General features: G+C 65.8%; 19 protein-coding genes. 5 read left to right on the top strand and 14 right to left on the bottom strand.

Features of this window, described 5'->3' with window-relative positions:
- Window positions 1-95: 95 nt before the first annotated feature.
- Both WS89_RS13205 and WS89_RS34635 read left to right on the top strand, forming a co-directional pair.
- Window positions 96-1328: an MFS transporter gene (locus WS89_RS13205; protein WP_059791385.1), complete on the top strand. Its 1233-nt coding sequence runs from the start codon at window positions 96-98 to the stop codon at window positions 1326-1328.
- On the top strand, window positions 1319-1441 hold the full coding sequence (locus WS89_RS34635; protein WP_031401989.1) for a hypothetical protein: 123 nt from the start codon (window positions 1319-1321) through the stop codon (window positions 1439-1441). Before WS89_RS13205 ends, WS89_RS34635 begins: the two co-directional genes overlap by 10 nt.
- 22 nt (window positions 1442-1463) lie before the next feature.
- Here the strand turns inward: WS89_RS34635 and WS89_RS13195 are convergent, their stop codons facing one another.
- Both WS89_RS13195 and WS89_RS13190 read right to left on the bottom strand, forming a co-directional pair.
- Complete coding sequence (locus tag WS89_RS13195; protein WP_059791383.1) at window positions 1464-2942, bottom strand: cryptochrome/photolyase family protein; 1479 nt, start codon at window positions 2940-2942, stop codon at window positions 1464-1466.
- Between the two features lie 326 nt (window positions 2943-3268).
- Window positions 3269-4249 carry a hypothetical protein gene (locus WS89_RS13190; RefSeq protein WP_034207941.1) on the bottom strand — a complete coding sequence of 327 codons (981 nt, stop codon included), beginning with the start codon at window positions 4247-4249 and terminating at the stop codon, window positions 3269-3271.
- Between the two features lie 447 nt (window positions 4250-4696).
- On the opposite strand from WS89_RS13190, the gene WS89_RS13185 reads away from it, so the two are divergent.
- Both WS89_RS13185 and WS89_RS13180 read left to right on the top strand, forming a co-directional pair.
- Window positions 4697-6064: an MFS transporter gene (locus WS89_RS13185; RefSeq protein WP_059791381.1), complete on the top strand. Its 1368-nt coding sequence runs from the start codon at window positions 4697-4699 to the stop codon at window positions 6062-6064.
- The gene (locus WS89_RS13180) at window positions 6051-7097 is read left to right on the top strand and encodes a lactonase family protein (RefSeq protein WP_059791378.1); all 1047 of its coding nucleotides are present in this window, start codon (window positions 6051-6053) and stop codon (window positions 7095-7097) included. The genes WS89_RS13185 and WS89_RS13180 overlap by 14 nt, the downstream gene beginning before the upstream one ends.
- 67 nt (window positions 7098-7164) lie before the next feature.
- Here WS89_RS13180 and WS89_RS13175 read toward each other — a convergent pair whose 3' ends face one another.
- Window positions 7165-8202 (bottom strand): AraC family transcriptional regulator, encoded by a 1038-nt coding sequence (locus WS89_RS13175; protein ID WP_059791376.1) that lies wholly within the window; start codon window positions 8200-8202, stop codon window positions 7165-7167.
- Between the two features lie 224 nt (window positions 8203-8426).
- Here WS89_RS13175 and WS89_RS13170 point away from each other — a divergent pair, with 224 nt between their 5' ends.
- Entirely contained in the window at window positions 8427-9536 is a 1110-nt protein-coding gene (locus WS89_RS13170; RefSeq protein WP_059791374.1) for a fatty acid desaturase, read from the top strand.
- Window positions 9537-9567: 31 nt separating this feature from the next.
- Here WS89_RS13170 and WS89_RS13165 read toward each other — a convergent pair whose 3' ends face one another.
- The 11 genes from WS89_RS13165 to WS89_RS13115 form a co-directional block, all read right to left on the bottom strand.
- A complete protein-coding gene (locus tag WS89_RS13165; RefSeq protein WP_034207802.1) occupies window positions 9568-10191 on the bottom strand; it encodes an HAD family hydrolase in 624 nt (207 codons plus the stop codon).
- A gap of 126 nt (window positions 10192-10317) precedes the next feature.
- Complete coding sequence (locus WS89_RS13160) at window positions 10318-11190, bottom strand: hypothetical protein (RefSeq protein ID WP_059504003.1); 873 nt, start codon at window positions 11188-11190, stop codon at window positions 10318-10320.
- A 51-nt stretch (window positions 11191-11241) separates the two neighbouring features.
- Window positions 11242-11898, bottom strand: coding sequence for a TerD family protein (locus WS89_RS13155; protein ID WP_059504005.1), 657 nt, complete (start codon window positions 11896-11898; stop codon window positions 11242-11244).
- A 99-nt stretch (window positions 11899-11997) separates the two neighbouring features.
- Entirely contained in the window at window positions 11998-13014 is a 1017-nt protein-coding gene (locus tag WS89_RS13150) for a DUF475 domain-containing protein (RefSeq protein WP_059791372.1), read from the bottom strand.
- A gap of 43 nt (window positions 13015-13057) precedes the next feature.
- Window positions 13058-13798, bottom strand: a complete 741-nt coding sequence (locus tag WS89_RS13145; RefSeq protein WP_059504010.1) for a VWA domain-containing protein — start codon at window positions 13796-13798, stop codon at window positions 13058-13060.
- Between the two features lie 20 nt (window positions 13799-13818).
- Window positions 13819-14922: a toxic anion resistance protein gene (locus WS89_RS13140; RefSeq protein WP_059791371.1), complete on the bottom strand. Its 1104-nt coding sequence runs from the start codon at window positions 14920-14922 to the stop codon at window positions 13819-13821.
- Window positions 14923-15265: 343 nt separating this feature from the next.
- Window positions 15266-16603 (bottom strand): hypothetical protein, encoded by a 1338-nt coding sequence (locus WS89_RS13135; protein ID WP_059791408.1) that lies wholly within the window; start codon window positions 16601-16603, stop codon window positions 15266-15268.
- A 45-nt stretch (window positions 16604-16648) separates the two neighbouring features.
- Entirely contained in the window at window positions 16649-16912 is a 264-nt protein-coding gene (locus WS89_RS13130; RefSeq protein WP_059791369.1) for a PAAR domain-containing protein, read from the bottom strand.
- 9 nt (window positions 16913-16921) lie between these two features.
- A complete protein-coding gene (locus WS89_RS13125; RefSeq protein ID WP_156440549.1) occupies window positions 16922-18403 on the bottom strand; it encodes a virulence factor in 1482 nt (493 codons plus the stop codon).
- Entirely contained in the window at window positions 18400-20661 is a 2262-nt protein-coding gene (locus WS89_RS13120; RefSeq protein WP_059791367.1) for a T6SS effector phospholipase Tle3 domain-containing protein, read from the bottom strand. The genes WS89_RS13125 and WS89_RS13120 overlap by 4 nt, the downstream gene beginning before the upstream one ends.
- A gap of 23 nt (window positions 20662-20684) precedes the next feature.
- A complete protein-coding gene (locus WS89_RS13115) occupies window positions 20685-23462 on the bottom strand; it encodes a type VI secretion system Vgr family protein (RefSeq protein WP_059791365.1) in 2778 nt (925 codons plus the stop codon).
- Between the last annotated feature and the right edge of the window lie 68 nt (window positions 23463-23530).

Here is a 23530-nt window from a genome sequence, read left to right as displayed (position 1 = left end):
CCTGACCGAATGATCGCTTGAGCGTCGGCCGCCCCGCTCGTCTAATCGGGATCGAGCGCGGCCGTTTCGCCGCGCGCCTTCATCCGGAGACACGCATGACCCCGATCGAGCAGGAAGTCCGGCGCCGCTGGCTGCCCGTGCTGGCAGGCGGTCTGATCATGGGCGCCGCGCTCGGCATCCGCCACGTGCAGGGCCTGTTCCTCGCACCCGTCTCGCTCGACCACGGCTGGTCGCGCGAAGCGTTCGGGCTCGCGCTGGCGCTGCAGAACCTGATTTGGGGCGTCGCACAGCCATTCACCGGGATGGTGGCCGACCGCTTCGGCTCGGTGCGCGTGATCGTCGCCGGCATGCTGCTGTACGCGGCCGGGCTCATCACGATGGCGCATGCTGCGTCGACCGGCCTGTTCACGGTCGGCGCCGGGCTCGTGATCGGCGTCGCGCTGTCGGGCTCGGCGTTCGCGTCGATCTACGGCGCGCTGAGCCGCCTGTTCCCGCCCGACCGGCGCGGCTGGGCGCTCGGTATCGCCGGCGCGATCGGCGGACTCGGCCAGTTCTGCATGGTGCCCGTCGCGCAGGAACTGATCGGCGACATCGGCTGGCGGCACGCGTTCGTCGCGCTGGCGCTCGTCGCCGCGCTGCTCGCACCGCTCGCCGTGCTGCTGCGCGACCGGCCCGCGCAGGCAGCCGGCGCTTCAGCCGGCCCCGGCCAGTCGATCGGCGAAGCCGTGCGCGAGGCGTTCGCGCATCGCGGCTTCTGGCTGCTGAACGCGGGCTTCTTCGCGTGCGGCTTCCAGCTCGCGTTCATCGCGACGCACCTGCCCGCATATCTGCTCGACCACGGGCTGCCGGCGCGCCACGCAAGCGTCGCGCTCGCGCTGATCGCGCTGACCAACGTGGCCGGCACCTACGCGTGCGGGCATCTGGGCGGGCTGCTGCGGCGCAAGTACGTGCTGTCGGTGCTGTACCTCGTGCGCGCATGCGCGATGGCCGCGTTCGTCGCCGTGCCGCTGTCGCCCGCGAGCGTCTACGGGTTCGCGGCCGTGATGGGATTCACGTGGCTCGGCACGGTGCCGCTGACGAACGGCGTGATCTCGCAGGTGTTCGGCGTGCGCTACATCGCGACGCTGTTCGGCTTCGTGTTCTTCGGGCACCAGCTCGGCAGCTTCTTCGGCGTGTGGCTCGGTGCGATCGTGTACGACGCGACGCATTCGTACCTGCCGCTGTGGATCGGTTCGATCGCGCTCGGCGTGCTCGCGGCGCTGCTGCACCTGCCAATCGACGACGCGCGTGTCGCGCGCCCGGCACCGGGCAACGCGGCATGGGCATGATCCGCGCGGCACTGGCGGCCGGCACGCTCGCGTTCGTCGCGTGGTGCGGCGCGGCCTATTTCGATTCGGGCGTCGCGTACGCGCTGCTCGAGCACGTCGCGCTCTGCAATTGATGCGGCAAACCGGAGCGGACGGTCAACGGCGCTTCGGCAACGCCGCCAGCGCATCGAGCGCCCGGGCGCGCGCGGCCGCGTGCTCGACGAGCGGCGCCGGGTAGTCGACGCCGAGCCGTACACCGGCCGCGTCGAGCGCCAGCGGCGACACTTCCCAGGGCGCATGGATCGACGCATCGTCGAGGCCGGCAAGCTCGGGCACCCAGCGCCGCACGTACGCGCCGTCCGGGTCGAACTTCCGCCCCTGCGCGACCGGATTGAAGATGCGGAAATACGGTCCGGCATCGGCGCCGCAGCCGGCTACCCATTGCCAGCTCGCCGCATTGTTCGCGGGATCGGCGTCGACCAGCGTGTCGCGGAACCATGCTTCGCCCGCGCGCCAGTCGATCAGCAGATGCTTGACGAGGAACGACGCGACGACCATCCGCACGCGGTTGTGCATCCAGCCGGTCGTCCACAGCTCGCGCAGGCCCGCATCGACGAGCGGGTAGCCGGTCCGCCCGCGCTGCCATGCACGTAACGCCGCAGGATCGTCGCGCCACGGCATCGCATCGAATTGCGCGCGGAAGTTGTCGGTCGCGAGCGCCGGGAAGTGATACAGCAGCATGTAGCTGAATTCGCGCCAGCCGAGCTCGCTGAGGAATTTGTCGGCGTGCGCCGCATACGCCGCGCCGCCTGCACTCGCGGCGCCCTGCACCGCATGCCACACCTGTCGCGGCGACACGTTGCCGAATCGCAGGAACGGCGACAGCCGGCTCGTCGTCGGAAGGTCGGGCCGATCGCGCGCCTGCGCATAGCCGGCGAGCGACGTCGTCAGAAACATGTCGAGTCGCGCTTGCGCGCCGGCCTCGTCGGGCGCCGGCCACGCATCGCGCAAGCCGCCGGCCCAGTCCGGCGCATGCGCACGCAACGCGAGCGCGTCGAGCGCCAGCGCGCGGTCGCGCACGGCCTTCGGCCATGGATGAAACGCGATCCGCCCGGGTGCCGGCAGCGGCACGGCAACCGTGCGATCTCGCCGCACCGCGCGCCAGTACGCGGTGAACACCTGATACGGGCCGCCGCTGCCCGTCAGCACCTCCCACGGCTCGTTCAGCAGGCTGCCGTTGCTGCTCTCCACCGTCACGCCGCGCGCCTTGAGCGACGCTTTCAGCGCCGCATCCGCATCACGCTGCGGCTGCGCATAGCGACGGTTCCAGTACACGGCCGCCGCGCCCGTATCGCCGACGAGGCGCTCGATCTCGCGCTGCGCGTCGCCGCGCAACAGCAACAAGCGCCCGCCCTGCCGCGCGAGCGCGGTGTCGAGCCCTGCCAGCGACCCGTGCAGCCACCAGCGCGCCGCACCGCCGAGCGCGGGCCCGGCGCCGGCGCCCGTGTCGTCGACGAAGACGCAGACGAGCGGCCGGCCGGATGCGACCGCGCGCGTCAGCGCGGGCTGATCGGTCACGCGCAGATCGTCGCGGAACCAGACGATCGCGGGGGCAACGGACTGCCGGGTGGACATGGGCAGGCACCTCGATGGCGAAAGCAAAAAGAGACGCGTATTGTCGCGGCTGCGCTGCACAGCGTCGACGCCGGCCGTCTCGGCCAGCACGCCACCGCGCCACCGCGTGCAGCCGCACGATCCGCTTCAATTCGATGGAAATCGCACTGCCGGAAGGCGGCACGCGCGGCATATTTCTCCGGCTGCGGTGCGTCGAGCGGTTCGTGCGCACCGCGCACCCGCACGGCCGGTGCAACGCCGAACGCATCGCATCGCGCTGCGGCGGCCCCACGGGCCGACCGTGCCGCCGATGCGACCGACCGATCGGGTCATTACGATGCGTCGCGTCAATCGAGCCGGAACGCGGCCTCGAAGCGCTCGGCAAACGCATCGAACTCGGCTTCCGGCAGATGGTTGATGCCGCCCGCGCGCTTGCGCCCGCCGCCGGTCGAGAAGCCGCGGCAGAACTCGTCCGCGCCGATCGGCCGGCCGTCGGGCACGCGTACGCTGACGACGAGCCCGCCGTCCGCGCGCGGCGACAGCACCGCGAGCGCCGCATGCGGCGCGTTGCGCATCCGCTCGTTCGCGAGCATGCCGGTCGCGCGCCGCGCCCACGGGAGATCGGGCATCCGCACGAGCGTCGCGCCCGGCACCTCGCGCACCGGCGCGAGCGCGCATGCGCGCGCCATGTCGTCGCGGTAACCGTCGCGCAGCGCGGCGAACACGGCCGTCTCGCGCACGAAATCGAGCGGATCGATGCACGGCAGCATCGCGTCGGCGAGCGCCGCCGGATCGAAATGCAGATCGCCGACGCACTCGCCGTATGCGTTGTAGTTCAGATAGCGCCCGAGTTCCGCGAGCACGCAACGCTCGGCTTCGTCGACGCCGTGCTCGCGCGCCAGCGCATCGCCGAGCGCCGGCAGCTCGTCGCCGAATGCCGCGACGATCGCCCAGCGCGCGTACCGGCCGCCGAGATGGCGGTTCACGATCGCGCTGGTGCAGACGTCGGCCGCCGTGTCGATATGCGCGTCGAAGCGCGGATGGTCCGGCAGTTCGCCTGCAAAGTGATGATCGAAGTAACGGACCGTCGCGCCGTCGCGCAGCAGCCGCGCGCACGCGTCGCGGTTCTGGTCGTGCGACACGTCGAGCACGGTGACGAGGTCGCCTGCGCCCGCGTCGATACGCTCGAGCAGCCTGATGTCGCGCTTCACGCCGGTCACGAGCGTGCCCTGCACGCGTTGCGCGAGCCGCAACTGCTGAAGCGCGCACAGGCCGTCCGCGTCGCCGTTGAACGCGAACACATGCCGCGCGTACTGGTTGTCCTGCATGATCCGTTGCTCCGTCGTCAAGGCATGAAATCGCCGCGGTTCGCGGCGAGCGTCGCGCCCGTCGCCGGGTTCGCACGCGAGGTATTTTGCCGCAACCGCGAGCGCATCCGTCGATGGAACGTAGCCGCCCTCCGCCGCAAACGGCTGGCGAGTCGCCTGCGCGTCGTTGAACGCGATCGCGCCGAGCTTCTTCATATGCAGTACGACCTCCCGCGAGGGCACCGCTCGTCGCGACGGCAACTGGCTTGATGTCATACGTCATCAGATGTTTCGAGCAGAACATCTCTTGTCGAAAACTTCACCATCATTGGGAGATTTCCGGGTAAACCCGCGACGCCATCCCCGATACTCCGGCGTACCATGTCATACGACGACGTACTACACAAACCGCCACCCAGACGCCGACGCGGGGCCACCGCCCCGTCCGCCGCCCGACCGGAGACACCGTTGAACCCGCCCTCGTCCGCCCTGCCCGGCCGCGACCCGCTCGCATCCGCCGTCTCGAAAGTGAAGTGGCACGTGCTGCCGCTCGTGCTGATCATGTTCATCGCGAACTACATCGACCGCGTGAACGTCGGCTTCGTCGATCGCCATCTCGAAGCGTCGATCGGCATCGGCGCGGCCGCGTACGGGCTCGGCGCCGGGCTGTTCTTCGTCGGCTATGCGCTGTTCGAAGTGCCGTCGAACCTGCTGATGCAGCGCTACGGCGCGCGCGTATGGCTGGCGCGGATCATGGCGACGTGGGGCATCGTCGCGGCCGCGATGGCGTTCGTGTGGAACGACACGTCGTTCTACGTGCTGCGCTTTTTGCTCGGCGCGGCCGAGGCCGGCTTCTTCCCCGGCGTCGTGCTGTACCTGTCGCAATGGCTGCCGCCGCAGGAGCGCGGCAAGGCGATGGCGATCTTCCTCGGCGGCTCCGCGTTCGCGTCGGTGCTGTCCGGGCCCGTCACCGGCGCGCTGCTGTCGATCCACGGCTTCGGCCTCGAAGGCTGGCAATGGATGTTCCTGATCGAGGGGCTGTTCTCGGTTGCACTGTGCGGCGCGAGCTGGCTGCTGCTGAAATCGCATATCCGCGACGCGACGTGGCTCACGCCGGCTGAACGCACGGCGCTCCAGAACGCGCTCGACGACGAGCGCGCCACGCGCGACGTCCGCTCGAACGTGCCGGTGCGCGCCACCACGCTGCTGCGCGATCCGCAGATCATGCTGTTCTGCTTCCTGTACTTCTCGATCCAGCTGACGATCTACGCGGCCACGTTCTGGCTGCCGACCATCATCCGCAAGATGGGCGGCCTCACCGATTTCCAGGTCGGCCTGTACAACACCATTCCGTGGATGATCGCGATCGGCGCGATGTACGGCTTCGCGGTGCTGTCGTCGAAATGGAAGCATCCGCAGCGCTGGCTCGCGTTCGCGCTCGTGCTCGCCGCGTGCGGGCTGTTCGCGTCGACGTCGCCCGATCCGGTGTGGTCGTTCGCGTCGATCTGCTTTGCCGCGCTCGGCTTCAAGGCGGCGGCGTCGCTGTTCTGGCCCATCCCGCAGGGCTATCTCGACACGCGCGTGGCCGCGGCCGTGATCGCGCTGATCAATTCGGTCGGCAACCTCGGCGGCTTCGTCGCGCCGACGGCCTTCGGCTATCTGAAGCAACATACGGGTTCGATCACGGGCGGGCTGTATGCGCTCGCGATCGCTTCGCTCGTCGCCGCGGTCGCCGCGCTGTTCGCGCGCACGCAGCGGCGCAGCGATCCGCCGCGCGGCCGGCCGGCCGACGAATCCCTCACGCACGCCTCGATGCTCCGCCATGCCGAACACTGACCGCCTGACCGTCGTCGTCTCGAATGCCGCCGACGGCGACCTCGCCACGTTCTCCCTCGCCGGCGACGGCACGCTCGCGCCGCTCGCCCGCTATCCCGCCGCCGACGTCGCGATGCCGATCGCCGTGCAGGCCGACCGCACGCGGCTCTACGTCGCGACGCGCGGCGAACAGCCGACGATCGTCGCATTCCGCATCTCCGCCACGGGCGCGCTCGCGCGCATCGGCACGACCGCGATCGACGCGAGCCATGCGTACCTGTCGCTCGACCGCAGCGGCCGCTGGCTGCTCGGCGCATCGTACGGCGGGAATTCGCTGAGCCTCTACGATGCGGCACGCGTGCGCGACGGCGACGGCGCGCCGCTGCAAGTCGCGGGCGGCATCGCGAACGCGCACGCGGTGATCGTGTCGCCGGACGACCGTTTCGCGTACGTCAGCTCGCTCGGCTCGGACCGCGTGTTCGGCTTCGCGCTCGTCGAGGACGCCGCCGGCTTGCGCGCGGTCGAACACGGCGAGACGCGCGTGCCGGCCGGCTTCGGTCCGCGTCACCTGCGGTTCGCGGATGACGGCCGCACGCTGGTCGTCGTCAGCGAATTCCAGGGCACGCTCGCAACCTTCGCCCGCGACACCGACACCGGCCGGCTCGGCGACGCACGCGTGAGTGCGCGCCACCCGGCCGTGGCCGACCTCGCGCAAGGCCATGCGCGTCCGCCCGCCCCCGCCGAGCCGTCCGTGTGGGCCGCCGATCTGCACCTGACGCCCGACATGCGTTTCGCGTACGTCAGCGAACGCACGTCGAGCCGGTTGCTCTGCTATCGCCGCCACGAAGACGGCTCGTTCGAGCCCGCACACGCGACGGCCACCGAAACCCAGCCGCGCGGGTTCGCGATCGATCCGTCGGGACGCTGGCTCGTCGCCTGCGGCGAACAGTCGGAACACGTGGCGGTGTATGCGATCGCGCCGGACGACGGCACGCTGTCGCTGCACGCGCGCGTGCCGGGAGGCCGCGGCGCGAACTGGATCGCGATCGTCTGAAGGCAGGAAGGCTTGAAGAAGCGTCGGCGCGCGAGCGGGAGCCGGCACGCCGATGCGGGCCCGGCGTTCAGCGCCGCTCGCTCGGCGCAACGCCCGTCCAGCGCTTGAACGCGCGCGTGAAATTGGCGCGGTCGGTATAGCCGACGCGCGCCGCGATCTCGTCGACCGGCAGCCGTGTGCCTTCCAGCAGCCGCAGCGCGTCGCGCAGCCGGATCTCGTCGAGCAGCGCCGAATAGGTCGCGCCGTATTCGGCGAGCTTGCGCTTGAGCGTGCGCGCCGACACGTGCAACTCGCGCGCGACGGCGTCGACCGACGGATAGCCGCCTTCGTCGCAGATCAGCAGATTGCGCACGCGCTCGACGATGCTCTCCGCATAACCGAGCCGCGCGAGCTCCGCCTCGCACTGCTGGACGATCATCTGCGCGGTCTGCGCGTTCGCGGTGCCGATCGGCTCGTCGAGCAGCGCGGCGTCGCACCGGATGCGGTTCGCGCTCGCATCGAAATGGCAGCGCGGCAGCCGCGCGCGATAACGCTCGAACCACGGCGGCTCGGGCCATTCGAAGTGGAGTTCGGCACGCGACTGCAGCGTGCGCCCCGGGGTCGGATACAGCAGCGAATTGAACAGGATCGCGGTCTCGACCAGGAAGTTTTCCACCGCGAACTGGCGCAGCCGGCCGAGCGGAAACGCTTCGAACACGTCGATGTCGACGATGCCGTCGAGCTGCGCGAGCCGCACCGAGAAAAACGGCACGCGCGTCGGCAGGTAACGGATGCCGAGCGCGATCGCCTCGCCGAGCGTCGCGCAACTCATCAGCCCGAAGCCGATCAGCCCCGCCTTCGTCAGGCTGCTGCGCAAGCCGATCTCGATCGCGATCGACGGATCGCCGGTCGCATCGAGCAGGTTGAACACGATCGTCGCCTGCTGCAGCGGCGTGATGCGCGCATCGGGCTGCGCGAGCCGGTCGCGCTCGACTCCCGAGCCGGCGAGAATGCGGCCGCCGTCGATGCCGCGCTCCTCGGCCAGCATCAGCATGAACAACGCATACGCGGACGACACCGTCGCCTTGTTCAACTGGCGCGCGGCATCCGGAACGGACGGGACCATGCGGCTCACTCCGGGCGGTTTCGGCGGATTGTAGCGTCGCTGGCCCGCAATGACACCGCGGCGGCACTCTAGCCACGTATCGGCGCATCGACCGCGGATTGCCGGCCAACGTGGCCCGAAATGACACCACCATTGGCACCGCCGGCCCTCGCATGCGCTCCGGCACGCGCCTATGCTTGTCATATCGGCATTGCGCCCTACTCTTTCCGCACGGATTCCGGTCGATGAGCCTACCCGCACGAACCGTCTTTCGAAACGACGCCGACAAGGTCGCGTACGTCCGCCGCGAAGTCAACGCCGCGAGCGACGTGATCCGCGCGCGCTTTCCGCTGCTCGACAACCAGAACCTCGTCGGCGCGACCGTGATGGCCGTGTCGGTGAGCGCGATGCTCGCGATCGCATGGCTGTATGCGCGCGGCGCGATCGCGTGGTACGTCGCGCTGCCGCTCGCCGCGTTCGTCACGTCGCTGATCCACGAGCTCGAGCACGACCTGATCCATCTGATGTACTTCAAAAAGACGCCGTGGGCGTATCACCTGATGATGGCGCTGTGCTGGCTCACGCGGCCCGGTACGATCAACCCGTGGACGCGCCGGCGCATGCACCTGCATCACCACAAGGTGTCGGGCGGCGAATCGGATCTCGAGGAATTCGGCATCACCAACGGCGAACGCTGGGGGGTGAAGCGCCTGCTGATGATCGCGGACGGCATGCTCGTCGTCGTGCTGCGGCCCGCCGCGATGCGCCGCAAGGTGAAACAGTACGTGGCCGCGCAGCCGGTGCAGGATCCGTCCGAGCGCCTGCAGTTGCGCGTCGAGCAGGTGTCGTCCTACATGCCGATCGGCCACCTGTACTACACGCTATGGCATGCGTTCGTCGTCTATCACGTCGGCCTGTTCGCGCTGCATGCATTCGGCTACGCGGTGACGGTGCCGGCCGTCGTCGAGCACGTGATGCGCGTCGTCGATTTCCTGGCGGTGGTGTGGCTCGGGCCGAACTTCGTGCGCAGCTTCTGCATCAACTTCGTCAGCTCGAACATGCACTATTTCGGCGACATCGATTCGCGCAACGTGATCCAGCAGACGCAGGTACTGAACCCGTGGTGGATGCTGCCGTTCCAGCTGTTCTGCTTCAATTTCGGCAGCACGCACGCGATCCATCACTTCGTGGTGCGCGATCCGTTCTACATCCGGCAACTGACCGCGCGCACCGCGCACGCGGCGATGCGCGAAGTCGGCGTGCGCTTCAACGACGTCGGCACGTTCGCGCGCGCGAATCGCTGGGGCGGCTATCGCCCGTCTCGCGGCACGCACCCCGCGCAAGCCGACGCGTAACGCCGACGGCGCGCGTCAGCGCATCGGCGCTTCATCGATCGCCGATCGGCGGCATCGGCCCCTGCCCGCGGATCCACGACCAGTTCGCGAGTTCGGCCATTTCCTTGTCGCCGCGGCTGTCGCCGTATGCGAACAACTGCTGCGGCGGCCGGTCGCCCCACCATCCGCGCAGCCGCACGACCTTCTGCGGCCCCCAGCAGTTCTCGCCGTCGAGCCGCCCGGCGAAGACGCCGCGCTCGAACGCGAGCCGCGTCGCCAACACGGCGTCGAAGCCGGCCGTCTTCGCCCACTTCTCCAGATACAGCGAAGGCGACGCGCTGACCAGCACGACTTCATGCCCGCGCGCGCGATGCTCGCGAATGCGCTCGAGCATCTCCGGACGCACGAGGTTCGGCAGATAGCTGTCGACGAACCTGCGCGCCTGCGCATCGAGCGCGTCTTCGCGGATCGGCCCGAACGCGAACGATGCGAACTTCGCCTTCGCGTCGCCGCGCGACAGCAGCCCGGCCTTCATCGCGACGATCCACGGCAGCGCCCGCAGCCCGGCCCACGCGAAACGCGGCGTGCCGACCGCATGGCGGACGAAATGGCGAAAGCTGTCGGTAGTCGTGATGGTGCCGTCGAAATCGAAGGCGGCGACGATGCGGTCGGTCATGGAGAATCGGCGGGAAAGCGATGAGATGCCCGGGAAGATAGCAGACTCGCGGCCACGCGCGTGAAACCGTGGCGCCCCCCGACACGAGACCGCGCGCGCCGAAGCGCATGCGCTCGTATCGTTCGCTCAGCGCGACGGCCGCGCGGCCAGCGCCGCCGGCAGCACGACGTTCATCAGGTGATCGGCGCGCGACAGCAGGTCGGTCACGCGCTCGTCGAGCCCGCGCAGTTGCGCCGGCTGCATCCGGATCTGCTGCACGGCCTGCCCGACGATGTTGCGGCGGTCGAACAGCGTGCGCTCGACGCCCGCATCGTCCGGCGCCCGCACGACGTCCGACACCGCGCTCAGCGCCGCGAGCACGACCACGAGGTTCTCCTCCGCACGGCGAACCTCCGCGGCGAGCGCCTCGGTACGGCGCGGGAAAAAGCCGAGCGACTGCTTGAGCGCGCCGAGCGCCGCGCGGTAGTCGACATGGCCGGACGCCGCACCGAACCAGCGTTCGAACATGCCGGCCTTGCGTGTCGCCTGCGCGAGCAGCCCCGCCATCATGTCGGCCGCGCCGAGTTCGTTGAATTCGCGCGTCGTCGCCGCGACGGCCTCGACGAGGTTGCCGGCCGTCTCCAGCGCGCCGTCGCCGATCGTCGCGACCGTCGCGAGCTTCAACGGCACCAGTTGCCGGATATGCCGCTCGATGCGCGACGCGTAATCGGGATAGAGATTGGGAAAGCTGGCCTGCGCGGCGCGGAAGCACGCTTCGAGCTGCGGATGATTCGATTCGCCGAACAGCGCGCGGCCGACCGCATCGGCGGGCGCCGTGCGCACGGCTCGATCGGACGCCGGCGCCGGCCCGAAGTCGAGCGCCTGGGGTGCAGGCCGCGCCGACGCACGCGCGACCGGCGCACCGGGCGCGGCCGGCGCGTCGAACGCAAGACGCCCGGGCGTGCGCTCGGGCGTCGTATCGAACTCGAGCCGCTTCGGCTCGTCGGACGGATTCGTCATCGCCGCTTCCTGCCCGGCGCGGCGGGGCGCCGCGCGCCGGGCTGCCGCCAGTCAGACCGCGCCGCCGTACGCGCGGACGAAATCGCCGAGGCCGCGGTTATAGCCCGCGCCGACCGCCTTGAACATGAAGTGGCCGTCGCGACGATAGAAGCTGCCGACCTGCACCGACGTCTCCATCGAGAAGTCTTCCTCGAGCGCGTACTTCGCGATCACCGCGCCCGACACCTCGTCGGCGATCTGGATGTAGCTGTTGCGAACCTGCCCGAAATTCTGGCGACGCGCTTCGGCCTGGTCGATCGTCACGACCACCGAGATTTCCTCGACGTCGGCCGCGAGCTTCGTCATGTCGATGAAGATCACTTCGTCGTCGCCGTCGCCGCTGCCCGTGCGATTGTCGCCGCTATGCACGACGCCCAGGCACTTCGACGAAGGCATTCCGCGCTTCGGGAAATCGTCGCCCGGCTGGATGAAGGTTTCCTTGCGCTCCATCGTGCGCACTTCGCTGTTGTAGAACACGAAATGCTGATCCGAGATCAGTTTCGGATTGTTCTGCGCGTCGTACTTGCACAGGAACACCGACACGTCGAGATCGAAATCCGTGCCCGTGTCCGTCGCGTTCGCGTCCCAACCGAGACCGATGCGGAATTTCTGCGTGCCGGGCGCTTCCTTCGACAGGTTGACGCGACCGCCTTTCGACAAATTGATCATCTGAACCTCTTGTGCTGGAACCGCCGTTGCGCCGGCGGCGATGCCGGGCCGCCCGCGGCGGCCCCTTCGTTGATGCTGTTTGCGCCGCGTGACGCGCGCTTACTTGCCCGCCACCACCGCGCGGTCTTCCTTGCGCTGCACGACGATCGACGACCACACGGCCGCGGCGATCATCGCCGCGCCGATCAGGCCCGTGACGACCTCCGGCACCTCGAATTTCACGCCCAGGAACATGATCGTCGCGAGCGCGCCGATCGCCCAGAACGCGCCGTGCTCGAGAAAGCGGTACTGCGCGAGCGTGCCCTTCTTCAGCAGCACGAGCGTCATCTCCCGGATGTAGGCCGCGCCGACGCCGAGGCCGAGCGCGATCAGGAAGATGTTGTTCGACAGCGCGAACGCGCCGATCACGCCGTCGAAGCTGAACGACGAATCGAGCACTTCCAGATACATGAAACCCGCGACGCCTTCGCGCACCACGCGCGTGCCCGTGTCCTCGCCGCCAACCAGGTCGCCCACGCCGTGCGCGATCACGAAGCCGATCACGCCGAACGCGCCCGCGAGCAGGAAGCTCACCTGCTCGGCCGCCGGCACGTAGAACGACGCGACGATCACAATCGCGAGCGTCAGCGCCACCTCCAGCGCGGTGATGCGGCCGAGATGGCGCATCGGGCCTTCGAGGAAGCCGATCCAGTGCTCGTCCTTCTCGGTATCGAGCATGAACTTGAAGAACACCATCAGCAGGAACGCGCCGCCGAACGCCGACACCTCGTGATGCGCGGACGTCAGCACCGCCGCGTACTTGTCCGGCGATTCGATCGCGAGCGTCAGCGCATCCCACAGGCCGATGTGGCCGATCACCGCGACGATCAGCAGCGGGAACACGAGCCGCATGCCGAACACCGCGACGGGGAGGCCGAACACCATGAAGCGGTTGCGCCACTTCTCCGACCAATTCTTCAGCACCGATGCGTTGACGACCGCGTTGTCGAGCGACAGCGAAATTTCGAGCACGCACAGGACCGCGACGATCAGCATGTCCTTCACGCCGCCGAGGAGATAGGCCGCGATCAGCGCGAGCGCCGTGAGCGACAACGGGATCTTGAAGTCTTTCAACATGATGGGGTAATCGAGTTCAGAAAAATGGGCAGGCGGCACGCGCTTACTTCGCGCGTACCCAGTCGCAGAATTCCTGCGTGATCAGTTGTTCGTAGATCTGTTCATCGCTGAGGTCGAGCGATTCGAGATGCAGGAAGCCGACGTTCGGCATTTCGTCCGCGACTTCCGCAAGGAAGTCGAATTCGCTCGGATCGCCGACGCCGACGAGCGACCAGTACAGCGGGAAATGCTGCGATTCGGCCAGCAACTGGCGCACGCGCTTGCGGTCGTTCTTCGGGTTCTGGCCGTCGGTGACGAACAGCACCCACGCGGGCAGATGGCCGTTCACGGGCGCCGAAGCGGCCGGCGCGGACGTGTCGTCCGCACCGCCGAACAGCCGGCTCAGGAAGCCGCGCTTTTCCTCGCGCTTCGGCTCCGGCGCGCGGAAGAAGAAGTCGACGATGTCGTTCATCACCGGCGCGTACTGCGTGCCGCCCCACTTGTCGATCCGCGCGTTGAGCACATGGTCGGAAATGTACGAGCCGTAGTTGTCGGGCGTCGCGGTCGGCAGGCGGTCGTAGCCTTCGGTGAAGGTCCACGTGTCGACTTCGCCGTTGTCGTCGAACTTCAGGGCGATGCCGAGAATCCGGTCGTGCGTCTCCTGGATCACGCCCGACTGGTACAGCGGCTTCGCGGAGCCCGAGATGTCGAGCGCCGCGCCGACACGCACGACGGGCGGCTTCAGGATCTGACGTTTTTCGAGGACGATCGCGACCTTCGCCGCGCGTTTCTCAAGCGTAATCATGCAGTGTTCTCTCGGTTCTCTTAGTTGTGCTTCGGAGCGAATCGGGTGATCAGGTCCTGTTCGAGCTGGCGCAGGCGCGGCGCGTCCTGCTCGCGCTGGCGTCGGCCGTCGGCGATGATCTGCGTGATGTCGTCGAACGCGCCGAACAGCTGCTGCTGCGCGTATTCGAACGTGTCGGTCGAGATCACCGGACGCTGGCCGAGCTTCGCGACTTCCTGCGCGTTCCGGCGATTCAGGTCGGCCTGCGCGCGGATCGCCTCGTCGGCCGCGTCGTACGTCGCGTTCGCGAGCGCCGCCGCGCGCTTCGTGCCGAGCTGCTCGAGATAGAGCGCGAACGCGTTGGTCCACGCGGGGATCAGCACGGTCTTGATCGTCATGAACTTCGACGTCAGCGTGCGTTTCTGGTCCTGCTCCATCCGGATCTGCGGCGCGAGCTGCTTCGACATCAGCATCGCGCGATCGAGGTCGTCGAGCTTGCTTTCGAGTGCGTCGACCTTGCGCTTCACGTCGAGCAGGCGCTGCGCGGCGAATGCGTCGTCCGCCGGCTGCTGGCCGGCCGCGAGATGCGCGCGCAGCGCCGCGAGCGCCGTTTCGCCTTGCGCCTTCGACTGCGCGAGCGCCTGGTGCAGCGCGTAATTGTCGTTGTACATCCGCTCGAGCTCGTCGATGCCGGCCTTCTGGCGCTGCGCATGGTTTTCGAGCTCGACGACGAGCGTGTCCATCCGCTTGCTCACCGACTCGTATTGCGACAGCAGCTTCTCCTTGGTCGAGCGGAACAGCCGCGTGACCTGCGTGAGCAGCCCGCCCTTGTCGGCGCCGCGCGGGTCGAGCCCCTTCGCGGTCGCGATCAGCTCGTTGAGCTTGTCGCCGAACTGGTCGGCATCCGACGCGCGGACGCTCGCGAGAATTTGCTGGGAGAAGGCGGCGATGCGCGTGCCCTGCGTCGCGCCGAGCTGGTCGATCTCGTCGACGGTGATCAGGCGCGCATGTTCCGTCGGTGACGCTGCCGATGCCGGCACGACGACGTTGGCGACGGCGGCCGGCACGGCGACGGGTGACGAAGACGAGGTGGACGGACGATCGCTGACCGCATCGGATTTGTTGTCGTCGAATAGCGGCTTCATGTGGCTACCACGTTTCCTTTTCTGCTTTTTGCTACGTGTTGTCGTGCGCGCAAGGCGCGCTTGCGCGATTGCCGTCGTGCTCTCTCACGGGCGGCAGACGGACAATAAAGGGGGACGGTGCGGTGCGTCAAGCCGGGCAATTCTTTCAATTGCCATACGATTCGTAAGACATGCGATAGGAATTCCGATACGGCCTCCGATATGTCAGGACCCGTGCCTTGATGGAGCGCGAATCCGGATTTCCCCGTGCACATCGGCAAAGAGAAGTGGGAAGCTTTTTGAAAGAATAGGCCTCTCGCTATTCCGCTGATTGTTACAGATTGCTTAACGCGGGTGTCGCGTCCTAGTACGAGTAGCCTTGCGACGTCGGGCGCGCGTCGTGACGGCGGCCCCACCACGGCAAGTACGCGTTGTTCTCTCCGCGTGCGCGGAACCAGTCCTTGTCGGGATCGATCGGCGTCAGCTTCGACGGCGCGACGACGACCACGGCCGTCGGACGCTCAGCGTCGGTCGTGCCCGCCACGAGCACGTTTCCGCCGAGATGATTTGCGCGGCCGATCGCGAGCGCCACATCGGTCAACGCCGCGCCGGCCCCCATGTCACCGAGCAGTGCCGACGTGTTGAAGGTCGCGCCGCGGAGGTCGCTTTCCGGCACGGCTTCCGCGAGCCCTTGCAAAAGGGACGCGGCCCTTGCCGAAGCGGCAGCGCTGCCCTTGCCTGCATCGTGGATAACGTAGTTCAGCGACGAGACCGTAACGCCCGCATTGGCTGCCGCCGCATCGATCGTCGACTTCCATGCCGGCACCGCGCGGCTCCCGTTCTGCTTCGCGTCGAGATCCTTAACGCTGCCTTGCGCCGCCTTGCCGATCCATGCCAGCGGTTCGCGCTCGGTCTTTAGATCCGGGCCCGCGAGGAACAGCACCACCATGTTCTCATTGATCTGTTCGTCGTACGGGGGAAAACTTGGCGAGTCCCAGTTCATCACCCACACGCTTTTGTCGGGATGCGCGGCCAGGTAGCCCAGCGCGGCGTTCAGCGACGTGAAGCCGGCATTTCCGTGGCCCGACGTCACGTGCACGTCGGGCGGCGTATCGCGGCTCCATAGATTTTTTGCGGAGGGGTTGCCGATTTCATACATGTTTACCATTTCGTCGCGCAAGAATGCTCCGGCGTCGACCGGGTCGAGCCGACCGGCAGGAAGTGCAAGTTCGACATGCACCCCAGCCAGTTCACGCCACTCACGTTTGTACTTCGCGCCGATGGTGTAAAAATAATCGGGGTTCATCACGTAGCGCGTCCGAAACAACACGAGAAGTTCGCGAACATATTTCTTGTAGAAACCCACGAACGACTCGCGCCCCCATTGCCCGTCCGCGACGATGGAAACCGCCTGCAAGGTCGAGTATTTTTTGGGGTTTGTGCGCACCATATCGTCGTTGGCATTCGGCTTCACCAACCCGAGCGTCCACAGCAATTGCCACTCGGTCGGATAGTCACGACGCTGCAGCGGATTGAGCCATTCAAGCCCGACAACTTGAGCAACAAACGGCGCGGCAGACGCACCTTCGACGGATTGCGTCGATGCAGCGCGCGTCTCAACCCGCAATGGCGAGCACGACAAGAGCGTCGCCATCACGATCGAGACGCACCCGATACGTCTGGCAAGAGTGAAGCAGTGCATGAATACCCCGATCGAACCGGCCAACCCGCGCGCCGGTCCGCAAATTCATTCCCGTCCGGACGACGCTAGACTCGAAATCAGCGTTGCACCGCACGATGTCTTGTGACCATCGAATGCCGCCGGTTTCCCGTCGACGATGACCTGCGGATCGCCTTCGGCGATAAAGCAGGCCTGATGGCCCGCGATCGGGCAGACACACGTGTCACCGAGCCGGGCGACCGGCCGCCCCATCACTTCGCTGACCGTACTGCCGGTCACGACCTGACCGCCGTGGCTCGTTGCGTCGCCGACCCGAATGATGCCGCGCATGCGCGCTCCTTATTCCGAATAGCCTTGCGATGCCGGACGTGCGTCGTGACGGCGCCCCCACCACGGCAAATACGCGTTGTTCTCGCCGCGCGCGCGGAACCAGTCCTTGCCGGCGTCGATCGGCGTCAGCTTCGAAGGTGCGACGACGACGACTGCCGTCGGATGCTCCGCGTCGGTCGTTCCGGCTACGAGCACATTTCCACCGAGGTGATTCGCGCGACCGATCGCCAGCGCCACATCGGTCAGCGCCGCACCGGCGCCCATGTCACCGAGTAGCGCCGATGTATTGAAGGTCTGCGTACGGAAATCGTATTCGGGCAGTACTTCCGTCAGCGTCTGCGACAGTGACGCAATGCGTGTCGATGCAGCATCGCTGCCCTTGCCCGCATCGTGCACGATGTAATTCACCGACGACACCGGCACGCCTGCATTACTTGCCGCCGCATCGATCGTCGACTTCCATGCCTGCACCGCGCGGCTCGCGCCTTGCTTGGCCTCGAAATCCTTGACGTTGCCTCGAGCAGCCTTGCCGATCCATGCCAGCGGCTCACGCTCGGTCTTCAGGTCCGGACCGGCAAGGAACAGCACCACCATGTTCTCGTTGATCTGTTCGTCCTTCGGCGGGAAACTCGGTGCGTCCCAGTTCATCACCCACGCGCTTTTGTCCGGGTGGGCGGCCAGATAATCCAGTGCCGCGTTCAGCGACGTGAAGCCGGCATTGCCCTGCCCCGATGTCACGTGAACATCGGGCGGCGTATCGCGGCTCCACAGATCTTTCGCAGACGGGTTGCCGATCTCATACGCATTAACCATTCTATCGCGCATATACGTCTTTGCGTGCTCTGAGTCCAGACGCCCGGACGGAATCGCGAGCTCAACACGAATACCCGCCAACTCACGCCAATTTCTTTTATCGTCTGATTTAACGGTATAAAAATAATCGGAATTTGTTACATATCGAGTACGAAACAAAACGAGCAATTTATCGACATATTTTTCATAAAATCCCTCGAACGATTCACTCCCCCACTGACCATCTGCCACAATGGAAATCGGCTGGAGCGTCGTGTACTTTTTCGGGTTCGTGCGAACCATATCGTCGTTTCTATTTGGCTTGACCAAGCCGAGCGTCCAAAGCAGTTGCCACTCCGTCGGATAGTCTCGTCGCTGCAGTGGATTCATCCACCCAAGACCCACTACTTGCGCCACAAAAGGTCTTGGCGATTCCGCGGTCGCGCCCGCGTTCACCTTGTCAACCGACGAAGCGGCTACAGCTTTCGGCGTCGCCAGAACTGTCGTCAACGCAAACGCCACGATTGCCAGCAGGCCCGGCAGCAACACTATTCGCTTCATCAACTCCCCCAAATTTGATAATCCGTTAGTCGCGTCACCCACAGCGATCAACAGGGCCAGCGAGACTGACGAGCTCGCAATCATCACAACGCACGCCAACCCCGCACGACGAGGCCATGTGGCAATGATGGTACTCATAGAATACCCCCCATCTTCAGGAAGAATCCCCCATCTCGCTCGTCATGTATTTTTGATGGCATTACAGCGGCCTTATCGTCCTTCACCCAGTCCTGTAGAAATTTCCCATCCATCTTTCCAAACGAAAAATACTCTGAAAATTTCCGACTCGGATTGTCTTTATTCAATCCATCGACAAACCGCCAATCAGCCTCAATCCTCAGTTTGCAGAAATCAAGCTCCGTCAAATAACACAGCCCAATTGCCACATCATAGGCCAACGCCTTTTCAGCATGGTCCTTGTTGGTCATGATGGTCGAATGATTGGTGGGGTTATTCTTGTCCCCGCCGTTCAGAATCTGAAATATCTCGTTGTTCCGCCATTCGGTATAGTCAGCGCTCGCTGCCCCCGGATTGTCCTCCCCGACCACATTTCCGTCCTTGTCGACCCAGCGACGATTTCCGGATCTGCGCGCTTCCATGCGAAGAATCGAATGATCTTCATACCGCTGCGCAGCTTCGGATGCAGTATCCCCCTGCGCCTTCAGCGCATCACCCTCTGTCTTGAATTTTTCCGACTTCGCGTCGAAGTTGTCGTACGGATCGTCATCCCGCTTGTTCTCCTTGTTGGCGTCACGCGCAGCCGACGGCGGGTCGTAACTCTCGTTGAAGCTCCCTTCCTTGATCGGTTTCCCTTGCGCATCGCAAGCGCCCGATGGTTTGCCATAACGGAACGCCTGCGGGAGGAAGCGAGTCTCCTTATCGAGCATCGGTGCCGTGATCGGGATTTCCCAGTCTTTTGGCGGATCGGCATTGACCTTCATATCGGTCAAATTAAACAGATAGAGGGCGGGACTCGTTATCAGCGTCATGAACTTCGGGAACAACCCTTCATTGGAATGCATACCTCGTCCAAGACCATATCGCGCAGGCGGTGATGGCGGATACCAGAAACCTTCCTTCTGGTTCTTGTCCTTGCGCCAGTCGTCCTGCCAATACCGATAGAGCTTGTTCTCTCCGCCCACCTCGAAATTCGACGCGAATACGCGTTGCGAAAAAACACCCCACCCGTTCGTCGAATTGATTTCATCGATACTCATCCCGCGCCAGCCGATTCCCTGAACGGTCAAGGCGGAAATGACCTGATCGTGCGGGCAACAGTACAGCGTCACTCTCCCGTAGGTGTTCTTCTGGTACAGCCCATGCGCCTCTCGGTCCTCGGCTGCGCTATACGGTTTGCCCCCGTTCTTCGACGGTCTCGCGTTTTCCATCGCCCGATCGAGATCCTCCGCAGGCATCTCGAGCTCGGCCCGCGCACGCAGGATATCGAAGTACTCTCTCAGCGTTTCCTTGCGCGCGACATAGGTCTCGCGCCCCACGCGCCCGTTCTTGTCGCGCACCCCGCGCTGGGCCCACGAGTCGGTCATGTTGGCTTCGACGAGACTGTACGGGGGATTGGCGAGCACATAGGTGTCGGCCACGCAGCGCCCTTTCTTGCCCCACTGATCCGTCACCTCGGGCAACCGGTCACCGAGGAACGCTGCGGCGAGACCGATCATGTTTCCCTGGCTGTGGCACACGATCGTGATCGGCGCGTCGGCCTGTCGCTTGCGGATCGATTCGACCAGGCGTGCCAGCCGCAGTGCGCCAAGCACACCGTAAGTGCGCGGTGGCGTGGAGTAGATTTTTCGATTGCCGATGCCGTTCATGTGCTGGACGGTCAGCCACAGAAAAAGCCGATCGTTCAACCCGTCGTTCCACAGATCCGGCAAACTCGTACACCCGCCCGCGAACGGACCACCGCCCCAGTAATTCTTCTCGTTGAGCATGATCTTGTCGCCATACTTCTTCAGCTCCTCGGTGTTGGCCGAATAGCCCCACCGGAAATGAATGACGGGCGAAAAAGACGGATCGGGCTTAATGTACGTCCGCGACGACATGTCCGGATTCAGGAAACCGTCTGGCGTCAGGCTTTCGATATAGCTGACCGGCGTCATCTGCCCGGCCACCGGCCCCCAATGGAACAGCTGATCGTCATAACGCCCCATGCGCCGGTTCAATCCGGCACACAACCCCTTCTCGGCCTCCTTGAACCATTCCCCTTCCGAATTCACCCCGTGCACGAAAATGACGACGCCCGGCAACGGCATCTGCATCACGCACTCGAGGTCGTTGCGGTTGAACAGCGTCGTCCCCAGTCCACCGCCCACCGGAGTCTGCGACGGGTCGTCCGTCGACGGTTGCCCGCCCGGGTTCTGCGCAAAGTTGTAGTTCGACATGTTGTTTTTCTTGAAGACTCAACTCAGGTTCTAGACTTGAAGAAGCGAACCGCCAATTGTTCGAACTGATCGCTGCTGACTGGCGCCAGCTTGCCCTGCGCGTCGGTCTTCCCCTTGATCAATTCGCCCGACGCCTTTCGCACCTCGGCTTCCATGCCCTCGACCGGCTGCCCATCGGTGGCCCGGACCAGCTTCGGCACCCGCCCCAGCGAGCCCTGGTCGAACTTCGGAAAATCGGCGCTCATGCTCGCCGGCCCGGCCCACGTATGCGACGCCGACTTGACGGTGAAACTCCCCGGACACCCGAGCTCGATATCCCCGCCCTGCAGCTTCAGATACGCGCCGCCCGACGTCACGAACACGACCTGCTCGCTGGCCATACCCGCGAGCTTGCCGCCGCCCGCCGTCATCTGGATGTTCTTCGCCGAATCGATCTGCGTGTCGTCGTTCTGGCTCTGCAGCGCCACCTTTCCCTGGTTGGCGATCGCCGACACGCCGTCGCTGTGCGCGAACATCGCGACGCCATGCCCGGCCTGCAGGTTGATCCGCTGCCCGCTCGTGTACTGAAGATGGTTCTGCGCAACGACATCGACGTTACCGCCCGCGTGGGTCGTCACGGTCTTCGGCGTCGCCATGCTGATGCCGGCCGGCGCGGTGATGCCGATGGCCGCCATCGACGCGCCTGACGACTCACCGCCGCCGGACGCCTCGCCATTCGGCCAGCCTTTCACCGTGGTCATGAGCGCATCGTGCGGTTGCGTATCGGGCGCCACGCCCTGATGCTGGCCCGCGTAGTCGCCGAGACTCTTGAACAGCTCGACGCACTCCTGCATCAGTTGCAGATACTCGTCCCGAGCGAGGTGGCCGTCGCTCGCGCGAAGCCGCTCCCAGGCCGAAATCAGCATCGCCTTGCCGCTGCGAATCGCCACGTGCGCATCGCTGCGCAATTCGGCGCCCTCGCCGCGCGCCGCCCCCTGCCCGTTGTCGCGCGGCTGCGTCAGATAGCCGAGGTTCAGCTGACTGTACGCATGCTCGCTTGCCAGCTGGCTGCTGATCTGCCCGGGCGTATCGTCGAAGCGGATCTGGTTGTACCGCTGCCCCTTGATCTCCTTCGTCTTCGTGCCGGAAAGATAGCGGTTGCCCGGCAGCGCGCCGGTATGGCTGAAGGTCGCCGGCATGTTCGGCCCGTTGGCCAGTACACCCATCACGACGAGCCGGTCCGGATCGCCGCCGATGTGACCGATCAGCACTTCCATCCCGACGCGCGGCAATGTATTCGCACCGAAACTCGGCCCGGCGAGCGCGCACGCGACGCGTACCGGCGCACTGTCGGACGGCGTACCGCTCGTGCCGGCACCCTGTGCGTGCGTATGATCGTCCGGGCTCAGTCCCTGGATCTGCACACGGATGCGGCCCATTTCATCGCAGAACACCTCCTCGCCCTGCGGCCCGACGACGACCGCCGTCATCGGATGCACGGGCGGCAGATCGACGTGGGGATCGTAGGCCGGCGTCAGCGGCACGCCGCGGCGCACGCACGAGAACGTGTTCTCGTAGCGCCTGTCGTTTTCGTCGCCCGGCTTGCCGCTCACGTCGGTCGGCACTGCGTTGAACAGCACGCGGCTTGCCGCGAACAGCGATTGCGCGCGCTCGTTCAGTTCCTTCGGCAGGTTGTTCCGCACGCAATGATGAAGCGACGTGACGACGAACTGTCGCTGTTCGGCCTGCAACATGTCGAGTTGCGGATGCTCCGCGAGCGCAAACCAGTGACCGACGGCCAGATCGCGCACATTGCTCACGCCGTCGACGGATTCGGCGCGCAGTTCATGCGCCAGCATCCGGTCCTTGCCGATCCGGTCGAGATCGGACGACGAATCCCCGGCATGCGGGATATCGATGACGACGTCGGCCAGCAAATGCCCGAGGTCGTTGCCGCCGTCGCCCTGATCGATGATCGTCGCCTGCTCGGTTTGCGACATCCGGCCGCTCTTGTAGTCCCACGTCGGCCGAACGATCTTGCCCGGGATCAATCGGCGGCTCGTCGCCCACAGCGTGATCGAGTCGCGCTCTTCGGTGGCGGCGTCGCGATGGTAGCGGACGGTGCCGGCGGCCGTCTGCGGCAACTTCATCGAGTCGTCGGCAAAGACGAGCGTATGAACCGGCGTGTCGTGCGCATTGCCGCTCGCCCGTTCGCCGGCCTTGCCCGCCTTGACGAAGACGGTCGCCCCCTCCCGTCGCAACAGCCGCCGGATGAAATGCGCATCCGACTCGTTGACCTGCCTCGTGAGTTCACGCGCGGGATAACGCTCGGCTTGCAGACCGGACAGGTCGAACTCGAATGCGCCCGCGAGCGCCGAGCTGCGCTGGCGCCATTCCTGAAGCAGCACACCCAGGATGTCGGGCAGGCTCTTGGACCGGAACAACCGTGAATTGGTCCGCCGCTCCATCACGGACAGCACGTCGCGAATCGTCAGTTGGTAGCAGGTCAGTGAACCGTCCGATTGTCCGGTGCGAACGTCGGTGACAATACCGTTGATGGTATGGAGACGCCCACGATCGGTCGTCATCTCGACGGAGACTGGCAGCCCGATGAAGCTGCGGATCGGCAGATCGGCCCGTGCCGACACGCAGGTCAAATGCCCCTCGATACCGGTCATCAACCCTTCGCGGATATCGGCATACTGGAGCGCAAGCACTTGCTCGAGCGTTTTCTGGGCGGGCCCCCAGTTCATGCGAACCGGCCGATTGTTCTGATCGACCACCCCCGACGCAAACGTGCGTAGCAATTCGGCTGTATTCACAGCGTGACTCTCAGGATTTTGTTTGACTTCGTTGTTCGGCGAGCAATCACGCCCGCTGGTCCGCCCTG

This window comes from Burkholderia sp. MSMB1072 (assembly GCF_001524725.1).
Lineage (GTDB): Bacteria > Pseudomonadota > Gammaproteobacteria > Burkholderiales > Burkholderiaceae > Burkholderia.
The sequence above is the reverse complement of the archived record's forward strand: the minus strand, read 5'-3'. Positions and strand labels throughout refer to the sequence as shown.